The following is a 19,767-nucleotide window of genomic DNA, read 5'->3' as shown; positions in this document are numbered from 1 at the left end:
ACGATTGTAGAGCGTTTAATGGCGCTCCGTCCTAACCCCGCAATCAACCCTTGTTGAAAGAAAAATGAAGAATTCATTCTACCCCATTCTCCGGAAATCCCTTTCCGCGTCCGCTGCCCTGCTCGCCTTGGCATGCACCGTCCATGCCGACACACTTGCATTCATCGCGGCCGACGACGATTACGCAACGGTTGCCAATTGGAACAATGTCACTGCAGGAGCCCCGGCGACGGCGCTGCCCTCAGCTGGCGATACGGCCGTTATCAACGGTGGCAGGATCGCCAACCTGGCAAGCGATGTATCTGGATCTGTTCCCACCTCGCTAGTCATTCCGAACAACACAAGTGAGGGCACCCTGAATATCGATGCGGGCGGAGCCCTTGTCGTTACCGGTCTCGTGGTCGATTCCACGAATGACGGGATTGGCACTGTCAATATCAATGGTGGGGCCTTAACCGTGAACGGGACGGCTGCAATCGGGGCTTTGGGCCTCGTGAGCATCAGCTCGGGCTCCTACACGTCCACCACAACCGCATCCCACTTCCTCGGGGGCACCGATTCCGCACCCGTCACCGGATCCTATGAGATCTCCGGAGGAACCCTGCAGACTTCGCAGGCGCCCGGGAGCTTTCTTCAGCTGACAACCGAATACCTTGGGATCAGCGGGGGAACGGTTGATTTTTCCAGCGCCACCGTGGTGGGGTATCTCGGTTCAACGGTGTCTGTGACAGGTGATACGGCCACCATTGATTTTGGATCGAGCCTCTTGGTAAACAACGCGTCGCGGGCAACCACCTTTGAGTTCAACTTCAATGCCACGGGCATCAGCCCGATCAAGGTGGATGGCACAACGCGCCTCAACAATGCCACAATTGTCATTGACGGGACCAACTACACCGGCGGCACGGGCTCCTTCCCGCTATTCACAGGCACCGGCTACGACCAGATTGGCGGAATCTCGGCTATTGTCACCGTGTTGGGTTTTCCGGGATTCAGTGTTTCGATGAACATCAATGACACCACCGATGTTTTTGAATTAGTCCTTTCCCCGGCTGCCGCGGCCGGACCGAACGTGTTCAATAAGCCGAACGGGGATTACAATAATGCCCTGAACTGGTCGCTGGCCCGCGTTCCTGTGGCAGGTGACACGGCCGTCATCAACAACAACAATATTGCCAACCTCGATACGGATGCCTCCGCTGCCGTCCCCGATACCTTGAGGGTCGGCAACCAACCCGCCAATACCGGCACCTTGAATATCAATGCTGGAGGGAAACTGACTGCCAGCCTGATCCAGGTCTCCACAGCGGGTGCAGCTGATGTGCTTGCGGTCAATGCAGGAGGCACGCTTGAATGTCTGGGTCTGGTCAGCCTGGTGAATGCTGCCGGAACGCTTCAAGTCTCTGGAGTCGGTGCCGTGTACCGGAATTCCTCCAACACAACCGATCCCACGAAAGCCATCACCACAGGTGCCGGCACACTCAGCGTGACGAATGGCGGAACGGTGGAAGTCAACAATCCTGCCAACTTGAACGCCGTCACGGATTTCAAAAACAACACTGTCACCGTGGACGGGGGGTCCATCGTCTCCGATGCCCGGATCCGCTTTGGTTTTGGAGGGACGACCACGCTGAACATCGGGGGAGTGGGCAGCCTCGTCGCTCCCAAGGACTTCATGATCTCGGGCGCGGGCACCATCTTGAATTACACCTTTGATGCCAATGGGGTTGGCCGGATCGACTGTGCCGGGTTTGCCCATCTCCAGAACCTGACCATCAACATCCAAGCCGCGGCCCTTGCCGGCGGTGGTGGGGCCGGGTTGGACAGCGTCTTCGATTTGGTGGATACCCAGAATGTCGCCAGCCTTCCGTTGGCCGTGAACGTGACCGGTGCGGCCGGAACGCAGGGCGTTGACTGGTTTGTCAGGCAGGACACCTTCCTCAATCTCTTCCAGATTGTATTCGGTGACCCGCCCCTTGAGCCGATATTCCTCGATGTATCGGAATCAGCCGGGACCCTGACGATCACCGTCGATGCCGCTGACAGCAAGACCGGCTTTGATTATACCCTCGAGTCGTCTTCTGTCCTTTCAGGCTGGACGCCCGTCGAGACCAAGCCGGGTACCGGCGCCGACCTATCCTTCACGGATCCGGCTCCAACCGCTGGCGATAAGGCCTTCTACCGGGTTTCCACCGCTCCCCAGTGAGCATCGCCCACGCTCTAAACAATAGCCTTATGAAGTATTCAAGTCTGGCGAAAACCCTCGCCGCGTTTCTCGCCTTTGATGTGGTTGCCCTCGCTGCTGAGCAGCCCAACATTGTCTTCATCTTCACGGATGATCAGGGGTGGGGGGATGTTGCCGCCTATGGACATCCAGATGTGCGCACGCCCAACCTCGATCGACTGGCGAAACAGGGCACACTCTTCACACAGTTCTACGTGGGTTCCCCGGTCTGCTCGCCCTCGCGTGCCAGCCTGTTGACTGGCCGCTTCTGCGCCGAAATCGGCATTGATTATGCCATCGGAGGACCGGCCGGGCAGAAATACAACCATGCCCTATGGCTGGATCCCGAGCTGCCAAATGTCTACAAGACCTTCGCCGCGAATGGATACCGGGTGGGCCATTACGGCAAGTGGCACCTTGGCGCCATGGACAAGGATGGCAACATGGTCGCTCCGGCCCCCGTTGAATATGGCGCTCAGGAAAGCGCCACCGCCCACAGCACAGGTCCCAAGCTAAAGGGCCTCAATAACTCCAACAAATCCGAGATCATCGCCAACTACGGGATCGACTTTATCGAGCGCAACCAGTCGTCGCCCTTTTTCCTCAACCTCTGGATCATGGATCCCCACTCTGTACTCGATCCAACCCAGGAGCAGATGGATCCCTATATGGACCACACGCATCCGGCTGTCCGGTCGCACTTGCGAAGTTCACAAACCGTTTATTACGCGATCATCGAGAATATCGACCGGGCAGTGGGCCGGGTCATTCAAAAACTCGAGGAGTGCGGTCTTTTGGAAAATACCATCATCTTGTTCAGCAGCGACAACGGCCCCTCTCCCCTCTGGAGCTCAGCCACCGGGCACGCGGGCTCCGGCCTAACCGGCCCCTTCCGCGGGACCAAGGCCAGCCTCTATGAGGGTGGCATTCGGGTTCCCTTCATTGTTTCATGGCCGGGGCATATTCCCGCCGGGAAGGTTCAGGACCAGTCCGTGGTCGCAGCAGTCGACATGTATCCGAGCCTTGTCCAAATGGCGGGACTGGAAGTAGAATTGCCGGAGGAACTTGATGGCGAAGACCGCACATCCGTGCTCCTCGGCACCCCATCCAAGCGCTCAAAGCCACTTATGTGGGAATACCGCTTCGGCAACTGGGGACGCGAGATCCAGGTCAGCCCGACGCTCGCCATGCTCGACGGGGATTGGAAGCTCCTGATGAATCCAGACCGTTCCCGCGTGGAACTTTACAATATTCGTGAGGATATTACCGAGACCGAGAACCGCGCCCGCTACGAAACGGAGATTGTCGGGGAAATGTCGGCCCGGCTCATGGACTGGTGGGACACCCAAGTGCCCAACCCCAAGAACGCTCCCCCATGGTCTGGTCACTCCGGTTGGCGCATGCCTCGCGGAAATTAACCATCAGAATCCCGCAAATACGGGATACACAGTTTCCCCTTTCACTGGTAGTCTACCCGTCCTCATACCCTTCGAACCACAATCTCAATACCTCAATAACATGTATTCCTTCAAGAAACTCGTCCCCTTCGGATTAATCGCCGCCCTGGCTTGCACCGCGCACGCGGGCAAGATGTTTGACACCATGGATGCCGACAAGGATGGCAAGGTCACCGAGGAGGAATTCATGAACCGCTGGACGAAGGTCCATAACCATCAGGACAAGAACAAGGACGGCGTTCTTCAGCCGGATGAATTCAAAGCCCCCGGGCCTGCGTGGGATACCAACCAGGATGGCGTCGTCTCACTCGAGGAGAACCTCGCCGTCCGCAAGCGCCACTTCACGGCTTGGGACAAGGACGGCGACAGCGTCCTGACCCCCGAGGAGCTACCGCAGTAAATTTCACGCATTGGCGCAATCTAAACTCTTTACATTTCTAAATCTCAATCTCCAACCCTTATGACTATCCACTGCAAACCTACTTCACAACCGCGTCTCTCCTTTTTAGTGGTCGGGTTCCTCGCGACTGTCATCAGTGCCACAGCCGCAGTTTCAATTATAAATCCGGCAGGAAACATCATCGATTGGGATGATGGCACCCAGTGGAGTACCGGATTGGAGCCGAATGCTTCGGACGATGTGCTGATAAATCAGCAGAAGACGGCCAATGTCACAACAACTGGCAACCAGGCGCTTTCGGCTCTGGTTGGAAACACGATCGGCAATTGGAATCCCAGCTACCTGAACGTGAAAAGCGGTGGCGGTCTCACGCTCGGATCCCTCACGCTGGCAAATGTTAATGCTGGAGCCGATGAGGGAATTGTTAATATCGAAACAGGCGGGTCGCTGATTAATACGGGTGACTTAGTCATCAATTCAGCAGGCACTTTGAACGTGAGCGGCGGAGCCTACACGAGTACGAATTCTGGTGCCCGGGTCGTTTCCACGGGGGGAGGAGTGATCAATGTTTCAAGTGGGTCCTTCATCGCTCAGGGCAGTGCAGCAACGCATCTACTCACCTTGCGCACCTCAGTCAATATCACGGGAGGCGTTTTTGACCTGAGCGGAGGTCAGGTAATTTTTGGGAACTCCCCGACCGTCACGATCACCGGTGATGCAGCCACGGTGACAATGGATCGCCTTAATACGACTGCTGCTGGACGAGACGGGACCATACAATATATTTTCAATGCGTCGGGCATCAGCACAATCGCGGCCGATGCGTCGTTCGTGAATCTTGACCAGCTTACAATTCTCATAGATGGCTCGGCCTACGCTGGTGGGCCCGGCACCTTTACCCTCATCACTGCCAGCAATATAAGTAACGACTTTTCGACCTCGAATCTCACTGTGACCGGCTTGGGAGATGAAGGGACCGGTTGGAACTGGCTTGCGGATATGGATGGATCGGGTGGAGATTCACTGGCTATCCAAGTCGTTCCCGAGCCATCCGTGGTCGCCATATACTTTGGACTTTTTGCTCTTGGCCTTGTGAGTTGGCGTCGCCGCTCCCTGAAGTAAACCGTTTGCACTCTTTTCCTTGAGAAGGATATCTTCCAAGAGGACGGCTTCTCTCGCGGGAAGCCGTTTTTTTTACCTCAGAATATAGTTACCCTTATGAAATTCTTTACACAATCGATATTGATGGGCCTGCTGCTGCCGCTCACCGTTTCCGCTGCCGACCAGCCGAACATCCTCTTCATCCTGACCGATGACCAGGGCTACGGCGATGTCCAGAAGCATGGCCATCCGTATCTGGAGACGCCGCATATCGACCGCCTTCACGATGAGAGCGTGCGCTTCGACAACTTTTACGTAAGTCCGTCCTGTTCGCCGACCCGTGCGGCCCTGATGACCGGCATGCATGAATTCCGCAACGGGGTGACGCACACCCTGCAACCACGCGAACACCTCTACAAGGATGCCGTAATTCTACCACAGTTGCTGAAGACAGCGGGCTACCGGACCGGCTTCATTGGCAAGTGGCATATCGGCGGTGGTCCTGGATACAATCCGGAAAACCGTGGTTTCGACTGGACCTCGACCAATCGCAAGGGACCACGCAACCACTTTGATGTGGACATGGTCCGCAACGGAAAGCCGTTCAAGGCGGAAGGCTATCGTGAGGACACCTTTTTCGATGAAGCCATGACTTTTATAGAGGAAAGTGGTGACCAGCCCTTCTTCTGCTACCTCGCCACCTATTCGCCGCACACGCCGCTGGCCGCCCCGGAGGAATTTATCGAACCCTTCCGCAAGGATGTGAACGAGAAGCATGCCACCTATCTCGGCATGGTAGCGAATATTGACTACAATGTCGGTAGGATCCTGGAATTCCTTGAAGAGAAGAACCTTGATCAGAACACCATCATCATCTTCATGAACGACAACGGCGAGACCGAAGGCCTTGATGTCTACAACGCCCACATGCGCGGCTGCAAATGCACCATCTGGGAGGGGGGCTCGCGGGCCATGTCCTTCTGGCGATGGCCCGGCAAATGGCGGCCTGCCAAAGTCGACAAGCTTACTGCACACCTCGACGTCCTGCCCACACTTTGTGATCTGGCGGGGGTGAATATACCCGAGGAATTGCAACCGCAACTCGAGGGCTACAGCCTGATACCGTTATTGGAGAGCGAAGACCAGGACGTCTGGACGCACAACGACCGCATCCTTTTCCATCACGTGGCGCGCTGGCCGAGCGGGCTTGCCGCCTCACACAAGTATGCCATGGCTGCTGCCCGACGGGGAGACCATCTCCTCCTGCGGAGCAACCCCTGTATTGATCCCAAATGTGAAGAGTACCAGAGCCAGTGCACAACCCTGCGGCTGGTTCAGAACGGCCTGACCACAACCACATATACTAACGGAAATGCGCAATTCCACTGGGGCGTTTCCGCTATCGGCCAATGGGCACTATATAACGTGAAGGATGATCCCGCATGTGAGACGGATCTCGCAGCGGAAATGCCAGAACTAACGGCTACGCTGGCAACCGCTTATGACACTTGGTGGGATGATGTATTTCCCGTCATGATCGCAAGAGGTGGTGATGAGGGTGATCCGAATGCATCCAGGAGGGCTGCTGCAAAGGACAAGGCTCCACGGAAAACCACTCCAACAACACCTGCAAAAGCAGGGACTGTCCCCGCTTCGGTTAATTCCCGTGAAGCAGCCATGTTCAACCGGATGGATGCCAATGCGGATGGCATTGTCACAAAGGAGGAATACGTGACGCTCTTTCAAAGGAATTTCCCCAATATGGATTCAAATGGCGACGGCGTGCTTGTCCCCGCGGAGTTTCCCTATCCCCCGTCTTTCAAAATTGGCGATACGGACATGAACGGCAGCCTTGATCCGCAGGAGTTTGAAGGCCTGTATTCGCGACAATTTGATGGCCGGGACGATGATGGGAACGGAGTTCTCATCATTTCCGAAATGTGATCCGGTTCCCCGAAAAATTAATCCTGCCTGTCGCTCCATCCCTCAAAAACGGGATAGGCAAATGACGCCTTTCTGATAAGATTCAATGCCTATGATGCGCCCCATAAGTTTCTCCCTTTGCTGCCTCTTTCTGCTTCAAGTGATCCTCCCCGCAGAGAATATGGATGCGATGTGGGGCGATTCCACCGTCAAACTTCGTGCGGAAAATTCTGCCCGTGGTCAACTGTTCGAGGAAGGCAACTACGCAATGTTCATCCATTGGGGGCTCTATTCGCATCTGGGCAACAAGGTGAATGGAAAAACCTATTACGGAATCGGCGAATGGATCATGAGCGACCGGATGGCAGGTATTCCCATCGGCGACTACAAGCAACTTGCGGAGGAGTTTAATCCGCTGAATTTTGATGCTGAGGCAATTGTCCAGCTGGCAAAGGACGCCGGTATGAAATACATTGTCATCACCAGCAAGCATCATGACGGCTTCGCGATGTATGACTCGGAAGTTTCTGACTTTGATATCGTTGATTCCACTCCATGGGGACACGACCCGATGAAGGAGCTTTCAGATGCATGTCAGAAAGCAGGCCTGGGATTCGGATTCTACTATTCACACAACCAGGACTGGACGTATCCAGGGGGCCACAATGGACCGGATAAAAAGGAGAATGGGGAAAGCGCCAGCTTTGACGATTACTTCAGGGAAAAGTGCCTGCCACAAGTCGAGGAAATTACCACACAGTATGGTCCGATTGCTCTGGTCTGGTTTGATACACCCGGTGAAATGCCCAAGCACTATGTGGAGCAGCTGGTCGAGGTCGTTCGCAGGAACCAACCGAATGCCTTGGTTTCAGGCCGGGCAGGGCATGGACTGGGAGATTACCAGACCCTTGGAGACATGGAGGTCCCTCACCACAACATTGACGGAATGTGGGAAAGCGTGGATACCACAAATAATTCATGGGGATACGCATGGTATGACGAGAACTGGAAGTCCCCCAGGGAAATCCTGAATCGTCTCATATCCACAGTGGCCCGAGGCGGAACCTATATGTTGAACATCGGGCCGCGCGGTGATGGCAGTGTGCCCGTGAGGGCATCCCGTGTGCTTCGTGTAGCTGGCCAATGGATACAATCAAATCCACAAGTCATTTACAGAAGCGGGCCGTCTCCATGGGGACATGCATTGCCATGGGGTGATGTGACAACCAATGGCAATACACTTTCCCTCTGCATATTCGACTGGATGCCTCTGGACAGGTTATATCTCCCCGGGTTGAAATCAGAAATCAAAAGCGCGCATATACTGACCCCGGATGGCCCCCAGGCTGTCCCGTATTCCCGCGAAGGAAATTGGACCATCTTCACCCTGCCATCCTGTGCCCCTGATTTGCTTGTTTCCGTTATTGAAGTGGAATTGGCCGGACCGCCGGATGTCGATCAGACCTTCGGTCTGGACCCCCTTGTCGGGACAGAGATTCTGGCCGAATTTGCCGAAGTTGACGGCGCTGAGAAATCCAGCCTTCGCTGGATGGAAAAATTTGGCGAATGGGTACGGCTCACCCGGATCCATGAATGGAGCCCGGACAGTACCGCCTCGTGGGAAGTTGATGTCATTCACCCGGGAGAATATCTAGCCAGTCTGAGCTACGCGGGAAAAGGAAGAATTGTCTGGGGCGTTTCCGTCGAGGGCGGGGAACATATCCAGAACGAGCAGGATTCCTCGCACAACTACGAGGAGTATCCAATTGGCTGGATTCACTTCCCGGAACCCGGGCGTTACCGGATTCATGTCAGCTGTCTAGAAGATGAAAACGGGGAAGCCAGCCTGAAATCAATCCGCCTTGTCCCCATAATGTGAAGGATGAAATTTGATATCCAAAACATGCTCCTTTCCTGCTTGGTCCTTACCAATGTGAGCTTGGCCGCCGCTCGAGAGCCGGATGCGATGTGGACCTACAAGGAGGTCGACGGGAAATCGCTTCAACTTTCAGTTTTTCTGCCCGACGGTTACGCCGATTCGGAAGAAACATTTCCCACCATGGTGATCTACCATGGAGGCAGCTGGCGTGCTGGAGAACCAGACTGGCATTATCCCGATTGTGAATACTACAGCAAACGGGGAATGATCGCGGTGTCGGTTGATTACCGCCTGAAGGACCGGGACAATATCCAAGTACCTCTTGAATGTGTGAAAGATGCAAAGTCTGCCATTCGCTTCCTACGCAAGAATGCGGAGGAGCTGAAGGTGAATCCCGACAAGATCGTGGCAGCCGGAGGCTCAGCTGGCGGGCAGTTGGCGGCCTCCCTTGCCACCATCACCCGCGAGGACACGAACGACGATTGCTATGATCTTTCCATTTCCTGCGTGCCCCAGTTGGTCGTCCTCTGGAACCCCTGGTTCAGGTGCGAGGCTTATCTTTCTCCACCAAATTTTATTTCGGATGACCTGCCGCCTTTCATCACTTTTCTTGGGGACGAGGACATTATTCCTGTCGAAGAGATTCTAAGCTTTCATGAATCCCTGAAATCGGTCGGCGTTGAATCCGAGTTCTATGTGGGCAAGGGTGGCAAGCACGGCTTCTGCAATGGTCGCAATCCCTACAACCCTTACTTCTACTGGTCGGTGAAATTGATTGACCAGTTCCTCGTAAAGCACGGCTTTCTGGCTGGTTGTTCCTCTCTGGAGATACCTGAAGACGTCAGGGAACTTACTTTCCCCGAGGATTACTATTCCCATAAATAAAGATATCCAAAATCTGGAAATTCCGTAATGAAAATACCCCTCCTACTCCTTTTATTGCTGGCCGCCCTGAATATTTCTGCGCAGCGCCCGGCAAAGCCGAATTTTGTCCTCATCCTTGCCGATGACCTCGGCTGGCAGGATTTGAAGTGCTATGACACGGAGGCGCCTTTTTCCGTCTTCCAAACGCCTTACATTGATTCGCTGGCAACGGAAGGGATCCTCTTCCGGCAGGCCTACTCCCCTGCTCCAACTTGTGCCCCAAGTCGTAGCGGCATCATGAGTGGAAAGTTTCCAGCCCGCGTGGACAACACCCATGTCGTGGGAGGCGAGTGTCCCAAGCCTTACAACTTGGCGAACCGCATGATGGATCCCTACTATAACGCCCGGCTGGAGCTTGAGGAGATCACCATTGCCGAAGAACTAAAACCCAACGGATACTTTTCGGGGCACATTGGAAAGTGGCACATGGCGGTGAGCCACAATTCCTTCCCGCAACCACTCGATCAGGGCTTTGACTGGACCAGTAACAGCCGTGGAGTGACAGTTGGCATGAGCGATCGGTTGACCGGTTTCGGAACAACCGACCCGTCTGATCCGTATCAACTCGATGCCAATGGATTCGCCTTCGACCAGACAACAGAGGATGCCCTGACTTTTCTTGATGAAGCGGTCACCAGGGAGGATCCTTTCTTCTGTTATTATGCCTCCTGGCTTGTACATACCCCCATACAGATGCGTACGGAAAGTCTGCTTCAGAAATATGCCGGATTGATGGGGTATTCCTATCCGCTCGACGGAAGCGAGTTCTTCGCCGAAGGGCAGAACAACCCCTTCTACGCAGCCATGGTGGAAACTTTTGACTACAATGTACATCGCATCCTCACCTATCTAAAAGACACCGACGATCCGCGTTGGCCGGGACACAAACTCATCGAGAACACATATGTTTTCATTACATCGGATAACGGCGGCTACGAGGGTACTGCCAGCAACGAGTGGATCACCGACAATTTCCCTCTTGATGAAGGGAAGATCCACGCGGAAGAGGGTGGAACACGCGTTCCCTTCATCGTTCTGGGCGCGGATGTTCCCGCCAGTTTGACAAGTGAGGTCATGGTCAACGGATTGGACCTGTACCCGACCATGCTCGCCCTTGCGGGTATGCCGATTCCGGAACGGCTCGACGGCTGTGATCTGAGCTCGCTCCTTCTGAGCGACCCGCAGGATCCGGACCTGGTCACCCATCCCGGAGGAGCCGTCCGGGACACCATGTTCTGGCATTTTCCTCATGGGAACGCGCTCCAAAGTACCATTCGCAAGGATGGCTGGAAACTTTTCAAGAACTGGGACCATGTTAATAATCCTGCCCTGGAGCCATACCGTCTTTACGAGCTGTACGATCCAAGCGGCCTGCGCGAGGACATCGAGGAAGCAAACGACCTCTATGCCACGCAACCGACAATGGTCTCTCAACTGGCCTCCGAGCTCGAAAGCTGGCTGACTTCGGTGGATGCCAGTGTTCCTCATTATAATCCAAAAACTTCCCAGACCCTTCTGAATAAGGACCAGGTGCCGGCGGTAATTGACTCGGGAAGCTCGAACGGGGTGGCATGGGTTACGTTTGAGACCGACAAGGCTGCGGTCGAACGGGTGGAGCTCATTTACACGCCCAATGGAGACAACAGTGTCAACGAGGAATGGTTTGATCTCAATGTGCCGTTTGTCCCAGCCTCAGGATATGCTGAGATAACCATTCCGGATGGAACGACTCATTTTGTCTTCAACCTGATTGATGAAAACAATTTCCTCGTCAGCTCAGTTGATGTCGGAGCCGTAAACATCAATACCGGCAAGGACTCCACGATTGTCCCCCGCTATGTCAGGGAGCCCGCGGCTGAAGCGCTCGTCACAGATGCCGGGATTGCCTTTCCGACGAATGATGTCGTCCTCAGCAATGAGGTCGCCGAGCTTGCTGGCGTGCCCATACGCGATGACACCAGCGGCAGCCCCGTTCAGGCCGGTGGACAGACCTTTACCATCACCAGCAGTACTCTGCTGACCTCCCTGACGCTGAAGAGCGCATCCACGACAAGCTTCGGGACAGGGGATTACAAGCTGACGTTGTGGATTGGAAAATATAGCGGAGGCACGCCCAGTCCGGCTTCGGAGGATACAAAAGTGTTCGAGTGGATCGACCTTTCGGAATCATCCTTCACCAACCTGAACTACTACACGATTGATTTCACAGATGTGCTTCTCGAACCGGGTCAATACGCCTTTCAGTTGGCATGGCAAAGCAATGCAAGCGACCACCTTATCAACTTTTGGAGGGCAAACGGCGGTGGAACATACACAGGCGGGGCTCGCTTGTACGCAAGTTCGACAACCGAGACCATCTACCCGCCCTTTTCGGCAGGTGCCGAACAGCCCGATAATGATCTGGTCTTCGCCCTCCACGGCAGCGTGGTGAGCCCCTATGACACTTGGGCCGCTTCATTTGGCCTGGACCTGATTCCCGGTGATCCCGACCTGAACACGGTGGGAGCGACGTCTTTGCCAGTGGAACGGGATGCCACAGGTTTCTACAAGTATTCCGACAGCGCATGGACTATTACCCATGGAATTCTGGCAAATTCCAGCCTTATTAACTCAAGGGTGGGGGAAGGCGCCATCGGACGGGTTTTTGACCTTTCAGCCCTGCCTGATGGACCGGAAAACCAAATCCAACTGAGCTTCGATTACTCCACTGGGGATTCATCTGAGAAACTGTATGTTCACCTGTGGGGATATGTGGATGTTTCCTCCGTCTCGACGACAAAAACCATCAATACAGGGGGTTCAAACGGCAATGCATGGGAGTCGGCCCTTGGGGCGATGACGGCCTACAATCTCGGGCAGGCTGACGGCATATTTACTGATACGCCCGGCAAGGCAAGCGATGCGGCAGTCCTCATTGAAGGGGCCAGCGGATCGGCAAATTTCAGCCAAATATTTGACCTGTCAACCTTCACAACCGCCCCGGATACTGTATCCGGTTATGACTACATCGTACTTGGCTTTGCCCGTGAAATCGGGACCGCTTCAACGCCTGCTGTCACGATCAGCAACATTGTTATTTCCGCGATCGGCGGAGAGACGCTCTTTGAGTTTATGGAGGAAGTGCCTGCGGACGCCCCGGAGGCAAATCCTGACAGGGATCAATTGATCAACCTGATGGAATATGCGTTTGGGGGTGACCCAACCCAAGGTGGTGACTTCTCTGTTCTTCCATTTCTCGTTACCAATGCCGGGGGCGTTCCTGGAGCTTTGGAGTATGTTTACCGTCGTCGGCCTGATGCGGCCACACGCGGTCTTGCCTATACGGTCCAAAGGTCCACAACCCTGCAGCCCGGCAGTTGGGATACGGCGGGGGTTACGGAGACCGGGACAGATCCTGTCGATGCCGACTTCGAGTCCGTTACAACGGAAGTACAAGGTGGGGATTCCGTTTTTATAAACCTGAATGTTGATCTGGCAGAATAATCCTGAAAGTGACATTTCACCCAATCAGTTTCTCAAGATGATTTCCCTGCCCACGGTAATCCGCCTGGCCGTCACACTGCTCCTTCTCCCCGCGACCGGGGCAGTGGGCGCGACCAATTCGTTCACTAACTCGGGGGGTGATGGATTATGGTCAACCGCGGTCAACTGGTCTCTTGGGCGGCTTCCTAACACCGGTGACGACGTATTCGTCAATTCCGGGTTGACGGTGACCCTCAAAGGCAATTCCACCTTTTATCAAGCTGGAAGCCTGACTCTTCAGAGTAACGCACACCTTGTTATCGACTATGGCCGGTCGGGGATTGGCTCACTTCTTGTTGTGACCGGATTCACTTTTGAGCAGGACAGCGGGATCATTGTCGATGGGACCTCCTACGAGGCATTGCAGGGGTATCTGCCTCTCGTTAAAACGATCTTTCCCCTTGATGTTTTTCCCGAACAGAAAGTCACCTTCACGGGTTTTGAACAACGCAGCCCGGCCATCGTCGTTGAGGATAAAGGTGTCGGTTTACGACTAGCCGCCCCTCCGGCCTTTTCGACCTATCTGGGAACCCTTGTCCCGTCGAGCAGGGTGGCACCGGATTATGCCGGTACTGAATTTTCCGCTACGCGTGAGTTGCAGCCTACTGTCTCCGCGTGGACACCGACATACTCTGAAGCCTATGTCATGGACGCCGAGCTCTCAGGGGAATTTCCTGATGGCGGGATGGGGGAGAATATTCTTTCATGGGACATGCGGATCGGCCGTGGCGGCCACATGTATTCCCTGCGCACGCCGGCACTCGGGGAGACGGTTCCCCCTTCCTACCGGAGTGAACCCAACGATTCCCCGTGGAATGACGAAGTCTGGCAAGGGGTGGCGGTGGCCACCTCCCTGAACGATCCGGATGCCGACCCGCCCTCCAAATACTTCATCCATCATTCCGGGGTTTACATGCGCGATCCCATCCTGACGGAGCCGTTTTATTCTCCCCAGGTTGCCGCCCACCTTGATTCAGAAACCCGCAGCTACACGACCATCAACTGGGCCCAGCATCCGCATCTGGAAGTCTTTCAGGACGGGACAACGGCCAACGACTGGCGGTCGGATTTGCTGGTGTTTACCCGCTACCGCGACCTCGGGAAAGGCGTCATTGAGGTCACGATGGGATTCTACAACTACGGGGAGGACATTCTCAACCGGCACAACCTGCCATGGGGAGGGGTCCGTCGCACCAGTGCTGAGTACGGCTTTATTTCCAATCCGGATGGTACTTCATGGGGCGATCCGGTGACGGAGTTATGGGGCGACGGATTGACTGAGTCCTTCGCGGAAACTGGCGGATGGGCTGCCTTCAGCGATTCCCCCACCGGCAATTCCCCCGTCCTTGGCCTTGTTTACGGACCAGAGTCGGCACCATTGATTCCAAACCAGACGAGGAACAGCCTTTTGCGCGTGGGTTACGCTGGTGGTGAAGATAACGGAACCGAGGACGGGTGGCGTAATTACATGGTCATTACAGCGGTGCGCAACTATGTCCTCACCCGGGGAACAGGCGTCTGGGCACGTTTCTATTTTGCCTTTGGGAGCAGCATGGCGGATTTGTCCGAGCGTATTCAGGCACGCGGCCTGACTGCGGAGCCAGAGCTCCAGGCCATGGAATATTCCGAAACCGACAGCCCGCTGATCGGTTACGGCTATTCCGGAAGTGGAAGTGAGTTTCGTGTATTCCGCAAACGCGATGACGCCGCCTTTCACCTCTATGCCCATCCAGTTAATGGCAGCTTGCCCTTGTATGAAATTATCGAGGCTGACGGGTCGCGCTACCTGACATGGGATCCTTACGCCTCCGGTGTCATCAAGACCTACGACGGAACGATCGCCGGCATCCGCCTGCTCGGGTTTGCTTTAAGAAACGGGGATACCAACCGCAATAACACGGATTTTGCCTATGAAAGGCTGTCTGTCCTGCTGGCGGGTGTCCCTCAGAATTACCTCCCCTCGGGCGAGGATCTTGTTGCACGTCTGAACTCCCCCCTTGAGCGGTGGCGCCTGGAGCATTTCGGGGAAAAGGAAAACGCCGGCAATTCCGCCGACACCTTCGATTTCGACGGTGACGGGGTCGTCAACCTTCTTGAATACGCATTGGGCGGACAGCCTGCGCTTGGGGATAGCGCAGATATTCTGCCGGTCACTTCTTTGGGATACAAGGATGGGAGTCCTCAACTGGAGTACACTTTTCGTCGCCGTGTCGATGCGGCCGCCCGCAGCATTCTCTACGCAGTCGAGCAATCCGCCAATCTGTATCCAGAATCATGGACCCTCGTGGGCTTGGCCGGGAGCACAATAACGACAATTGATCAGGGAATTGAGGATGTTCTCACCTCGTTCACCGGACAGGATCCCCTTTTTGTCCGCCTGACGGTACAGGTGAGTGAGGAATAAATCCCTTCCGTTCCGGACGATTTACGCTGTTTGCTGCATTTTTACGCGAAGACCGCCCCGGCGAACGCTATTAGATACTGTTTTTACGTGATATCTGGCTTCCTGCGAATATGTTAGTATCGTTGTTTAATCCCATCTTCCTTACCCATTTCCCGTCATGTTTCTAAAGCACACCCTGTTGTATTTATCCCTTTTCCTCTTTATTGCCTCCGGTCTCGACGGGGCAAACGTGACGCCATCAGCAGCGAATGACTCCACCAGCAACTGGCTGCAGAATTGGACAAACGCCACCGTCAGCGACGGGACTTACCTGCTTCCCGCGGCCTCCGTGCCCGACACGGCCATCATCAACCAAAGCCGCACGATCCAGGTCGATACCGCCGTTTCCGTCCCCGCAGGACAGGTAGTGGTGAACAATACAACAGGTAGTCCCTCGCCCAACGCCTTCCTTGAAATCAATCCATCCGGTTCACTCACCACGGGCGCGATTATCGTGTCACAAAATTCAGATCCGGGAGCCCTGACAATCCAAGGCGGATCATTGACCACCGATGACATTGTCACGGTGAAAGCCAACGGCACCTTTACCCTTTCCAGCGGTAGCTTCACTCATAACGGAAGCGGTCCGCGGACGATCTTCGCCGACACCAACGGGGCGGGCGGAGTGATCAACATCACCGGTGGGACATTCACTGCCCAGGGCGCAGCCGCGTCGGATGCCCTTTATCTTTTTACTGACGAGATCAACATCAGCGGTGGTACCATCGACATGGGCGGTGGCCAGGTGATCATGGCAGACACAACCACTCTCACGGTGACAGGTGATGCAGCCGCTATCACCATGGACCGGTTGAACATAAACAGCACAACGCGCGCAGCCACTGTCGAATTTATCTTCGACGAATCGGGAGTCAGTCCAATTTACAGTGATGGATTTTTGAACCTGTCCCATGCAACCTTGGTGATCGATGGCTCATCCTACACGGGTGGACCCGCTACTTTTGATCTGTTTGTCAGCCCGAATGTCGCCTCAGTTTCATCAAATGTCACGGTCACCGGTTTTGGGGTGGAAGGTATCGACTACACCCTCACTCAGGATACGGTGACCAATGTCGTCCAGATTTCGGTCACTGACTATCCGGGTGCCCGGGCAACGATCGCCGCCCTCGGTGGCCTGACCACGGCTCCAGCCGTTTACGAGGATGACGGCGACGGGGACAACCCTCTGGGAGGGACGCCAGCCACCCTTTCCGCAGGTGACCTGAAGACCATTTACTACGACGCCTTGGATTATGAGGGCAACCCGACCCGTGTTTACGCATGGATCGGCATTCCCGCAGGTGCCAGTGCTGGCAGTCCCGTCCCAGCCGTGGTGCTTGCCCACGGGGGTGGGGGAACGGCTTTCCTTGAATGGGTGCAGAAGTGGAATGACCGAGGTTATGCCGCCATTGCCATGGGGCTTGAGGGACAGACTGATGACACATCGCTACCAACGATGAACACCGGCTGGACCATCCACGGTATGCCGGGGCCTGTGCGCGTGGGGATTTATGGCGATACGGGCCTGCCTCTTGAGGACCAGTGGATGTACCATGCGGTCGCCGATGTTGTTCTCGCAAACTCCCTTATGCGCTCGATTCCGGTAATCGACGCAACAAAGATTGGCCTGCACGGGGTTTCATGGGGAGGCGTGATCACCAGCACCGCCATCGGTATCGATGACCGTTTTGCCTTCGCCATTCCGACCTATGGGTGCGGGCACTTGTTTGATGTTCCCAACCAGTACGGAACCGCGCTTGGGAACAACAGCTTCTACAAGTATGTCTGGGATCCGATGCTTCGGATGGACCAGGCAACGATGCCGGTCCTGTGGTTCTCATGGCCGCAGGAAAACAACTTCTCCCTCGACAGCCAGGCCTACACGTACCACGCCGCCATCAACAGCACCCGCATGGTCTCGCTGGTCCCCGGGATGGGTCATGGCCACCCCCCAACCTGGAACCGTCCGGAAAGCTACGACTACGCGGATGCCATCGTCAACTCGGGCAGCCCGTGGTGTGTGCAGGACAGCATCAGTGAATCCGGGAGCTCTGTCCAGGCCGTCTTCAGCTCATCCAAGGCACTGAATTCTGCCTCCCTGATCTACACCACCGGGACGGGCTACACCGGTGACCTCACTTGGACCGAAATCGCGGTGAATTCATTTGTTGAGAGCCCGGCCGGTACATGGACCGTCGATGCCGCACTTCCGCCGGGGACCACCGGCTGGCTTATCAATGTCAAGGCCACCGCGACGCCTGGTTATGTGGATACAAACCTGATCGTCAGTTCGGACTACCGTGAAGTCATTGATGTCAGTACATCCCCCAGTGTTGAAATAGATCATCCACTGGGTCAGACACAGTCTGTTGGTAACCTCGGCGTGTCCTTTACTGCCCCGACCAATGTGGAGATTGTCGATGTCCAGTTCACAGCCGAATCCCACCCGGGATCCTTTTCATTCGGGGAGGCGCTTCCCTATGTTCTCTGGGATGCCGTACCGGCGACCAGCTTTCTTCCGATTCAGTTTGATAACAGCGTGGCCGGCCTCACTGATCTGCAGACAGCAACCGCCACGCTGACCCTTGTCTGGGAAGATCAGCTCGATGGAACGACCGATCAGCTTCAGGTACCGGTCACCGTTACTGCCCGGGCTCCCGCTACCGTGATTTACAGCGTCACCGCTCCCTGGTCATCCCAGAGCGTCTACTCCTTTGACGGTGTCATCATCAATTCGGGCGCGGTTGTGACCTTTGATACGGAGGACACCGCAGCCACCCTGACCGTGCAGGACGGGGCCCTTCAGATGACGCTCGGAAACACATTGTTTGTGAATGACAGCCTCGGCATTCAATCAGCCGGAGCCATCAACCTGACCAGCGGGATGCTTGCACCCAATGTGGATGCCGTCCAATTGGACGGGGATTTGACGATCAATGGCGGAACCTTCCAGCAATCGGTAATAGGCATCGATGCGGATTTCACGGGCAGTGGTACCCTCTCCATGGTGTCCGGCAGCTTCGCCCTGACTGGGGGCGCCGCGGCCGATTTGTCGACCTTTGGGATGCTCACTGAAATCAGCGGAGGATCGTTCGAGGTTGTAGGCCAAACCCAGATTGCCTCAACTGGCGTCTTCAAGGTGATTGGAGATTCTGCCAGCATCAACATGGACCGGATATTCGGTGGATCATCCGGCACGTTCAGCTTTGTCCTTGGCCCCGGTGGAGTCAGTCCTGTGAATATCCAATATTACGCCAACCTTCAATCCATGTCGCTGACAGTGGATGGGTTATCCTATGAAGGCGGTCCCGGCACCCATACCTTGGTTGACTCGACCAACTTGAACGGCCTTGTCCCTGCCGGAAATATCACTGTCACCGGCTTTGCAGGACAGGGGCTGGATGCCTCAGTGGAACAGGATCCAACGGATGGCAAGGACTGGGTCCGGCTTTTATTGACGCTGAATGATTTTGGTGTCTGGGCCGATGGATTCGGCCTTAGCGGGGCGGATGCCTTCGCGATTGGAAACCCGGATCATGATACGCTGAACAACACAATGGAGTACGCCCTCGGTGGTGATCCCACAAGCGGCACTGACGGCAATGCCTTGCCGTACCTTCTTCCCGCTTCGGGTGGAGCCCCGGGGGAGTTTGAATTTTTCTACATGCGACGCCTGGACGCTGCGTCGCGCGGGTTGACCTACACCGTTTTGCGCTCGACCAGCCTTGAATCCGGCAGTTGGAGCACCGCTGGTGCCACTGAGACTGGCTCCACGCCAATTAATGGGAATTTCGAGGAAGTGACAGTTTCGATTGCTCCTGCAGATGCCGTTTTCGTCAGATTGCAGGTCGATCTCTCCGAGTGAATCGCTTTTCAGATTCCTTTGAAAGGATC

The 19,767-nt window shown here is 55.3% G+C and carries 10 protein-coding genes; all 10 read left to right on the top strand.

The genetic code is table 11. From position 1 onward, the window contains the following. The first annotated feature begins 64 nt into the window (after nucleotides 1-64). A complete protein-coding gene (locus G0Q06_RS06460; RefSeq protein WP_163963664.1) occupies nucleotides 65-2,206 on the top strand; it encodes a beta strand repeat-containing protein in 2,142 nt (713 codons plus the stop codon). A gap of 29 nt (nucleotides 2,207-2,235) precedes the next feature. Next, nucleotides 2,236-3,642 carry a sulfatase family protein gene (locus tag G0Q06_RS06455; RefSeq protein WP_163963662.1) on the top strand — a complete coding sequence of 469 codons (1,407 nt, stop codon included), beginning with the start codon at nucleotides 2,236-2,238 and terminating at the stop codon, nucleotides 3,640-3,642. 100 nt (nucleotides 3,643-3,742) lie between these two features. Further along, nucleotides 3,743-4,081, top strand: coding sequence for an EF-hand domain-containing protein (locus tag G0Q06_RS06450; protein ID WP_163963660.1), 339 nt, complete (start codon nucleotides 3,743-3,745; stop codon nucleotides 4,079-4,081). A 60-nt stretch (nucleotides 4,082-4,141) separates the two neighbouring features. Continuing rightward, complete coding sequence (locus G0Q06_RS06445; protein ID WP_163963658.1) at nucleotides 4,142-5,203, top strand: hypothetical protein; 1,062 nt, start codon at nucleotides 4,142-4,144, stop codon at nucleotides 5,201-5,203. Nucleotides 5,204-5,299: 96 nt separating this feature from the next. Further along, nucleotides 5,300-7,126, top strand: a complete 1,827-nt coding sequence (locus G0Q06_RS06440; RefSeq protein WP_163963656.1) for a sulfatase-like hydrolase/transferase — start codon at nucleotides 5,300-5,302, stop codon at nucleotides 7,124-7,126. 91 nt (nucleotides 7,127-7,217) lie between these two features. Continuing rightward, nucleotides 7,218-8,984, top strand: a complete 1,767-nt coding sequence (locus G0Q06_RS06435; protein WP_238710377.1) for an alpha-L-fucosidase — start codon at nucleotides 7,218-7,220, stop codon at nucleotides 8,982-8,984. Between the two features lie 3 nt (nucleotides 8,985-8,987). Beyond that, nucleotides 8,988-9,869 carry an alpha/beta hydrolase gene (locus tag G0Q06_RS06430; RefSeq protein ID WP_163963654.1) on the top strand — a complete coding sequence of 294 codons (882 nt, stop codon included), beginning with the start codon at nucleotides 8,988-8,990 and terminating at the stop codon, nucleotides 9,867-9,869. A gap of 27 nt (nucleotides 9,870-9,896) precedes the next feature. Further along, entirely contained in the window at nucleotides 9,897-13,391 is a 3,495-nt protein-coding gene (locus tag G0Q06_RS06425) for a sulfatase (RefSeq protein WP_163963652.1), read from the top strand. Next, entirely contained in the window at nucleotides 13,372-15,834 is a 2,463-nt protein-coding gene (locus G0Q06_RS06420) for a hypothetical protein (protein WP_163963650.1), read from the top strand. Before G0Q06_RS06425 ends, G0Q06_RS06420 begins: the two co-directional genes overlap by 20 nt. A 157-nt stretch (nucleotides 15,835-15,991) precedes the next feature. After that, the gene (locus G0Q06_RS06415; protein WP_238710376.1) at nucleotides 15,992-19,738 is read left to right on the top strand and encodes an acetylxylan esterase; all 3,747 of its coding nucleotides are present in this window, start codon (nucleotides 15,992-15,994) and stop codon (nucleotides 19,736-19,738) included. Nucleotides 19,739-19,767 lie beyond the last annotated feature (29 nt).

The sequence above is a fragment of the Oceanipulchritudo coccoides genome (genome assembly GCF_010500615.1).
GTDB lineage: Bacteria > Verrucomicrobiota > Verrucomicrobiia > Opitutales > Oceanipulchritudinaceae > Oceanipulchritudo > Oceanipulchritudo coccoides.
This window is presented reverse-complemented; position numbering and strand designations above follow the sequence as displayed.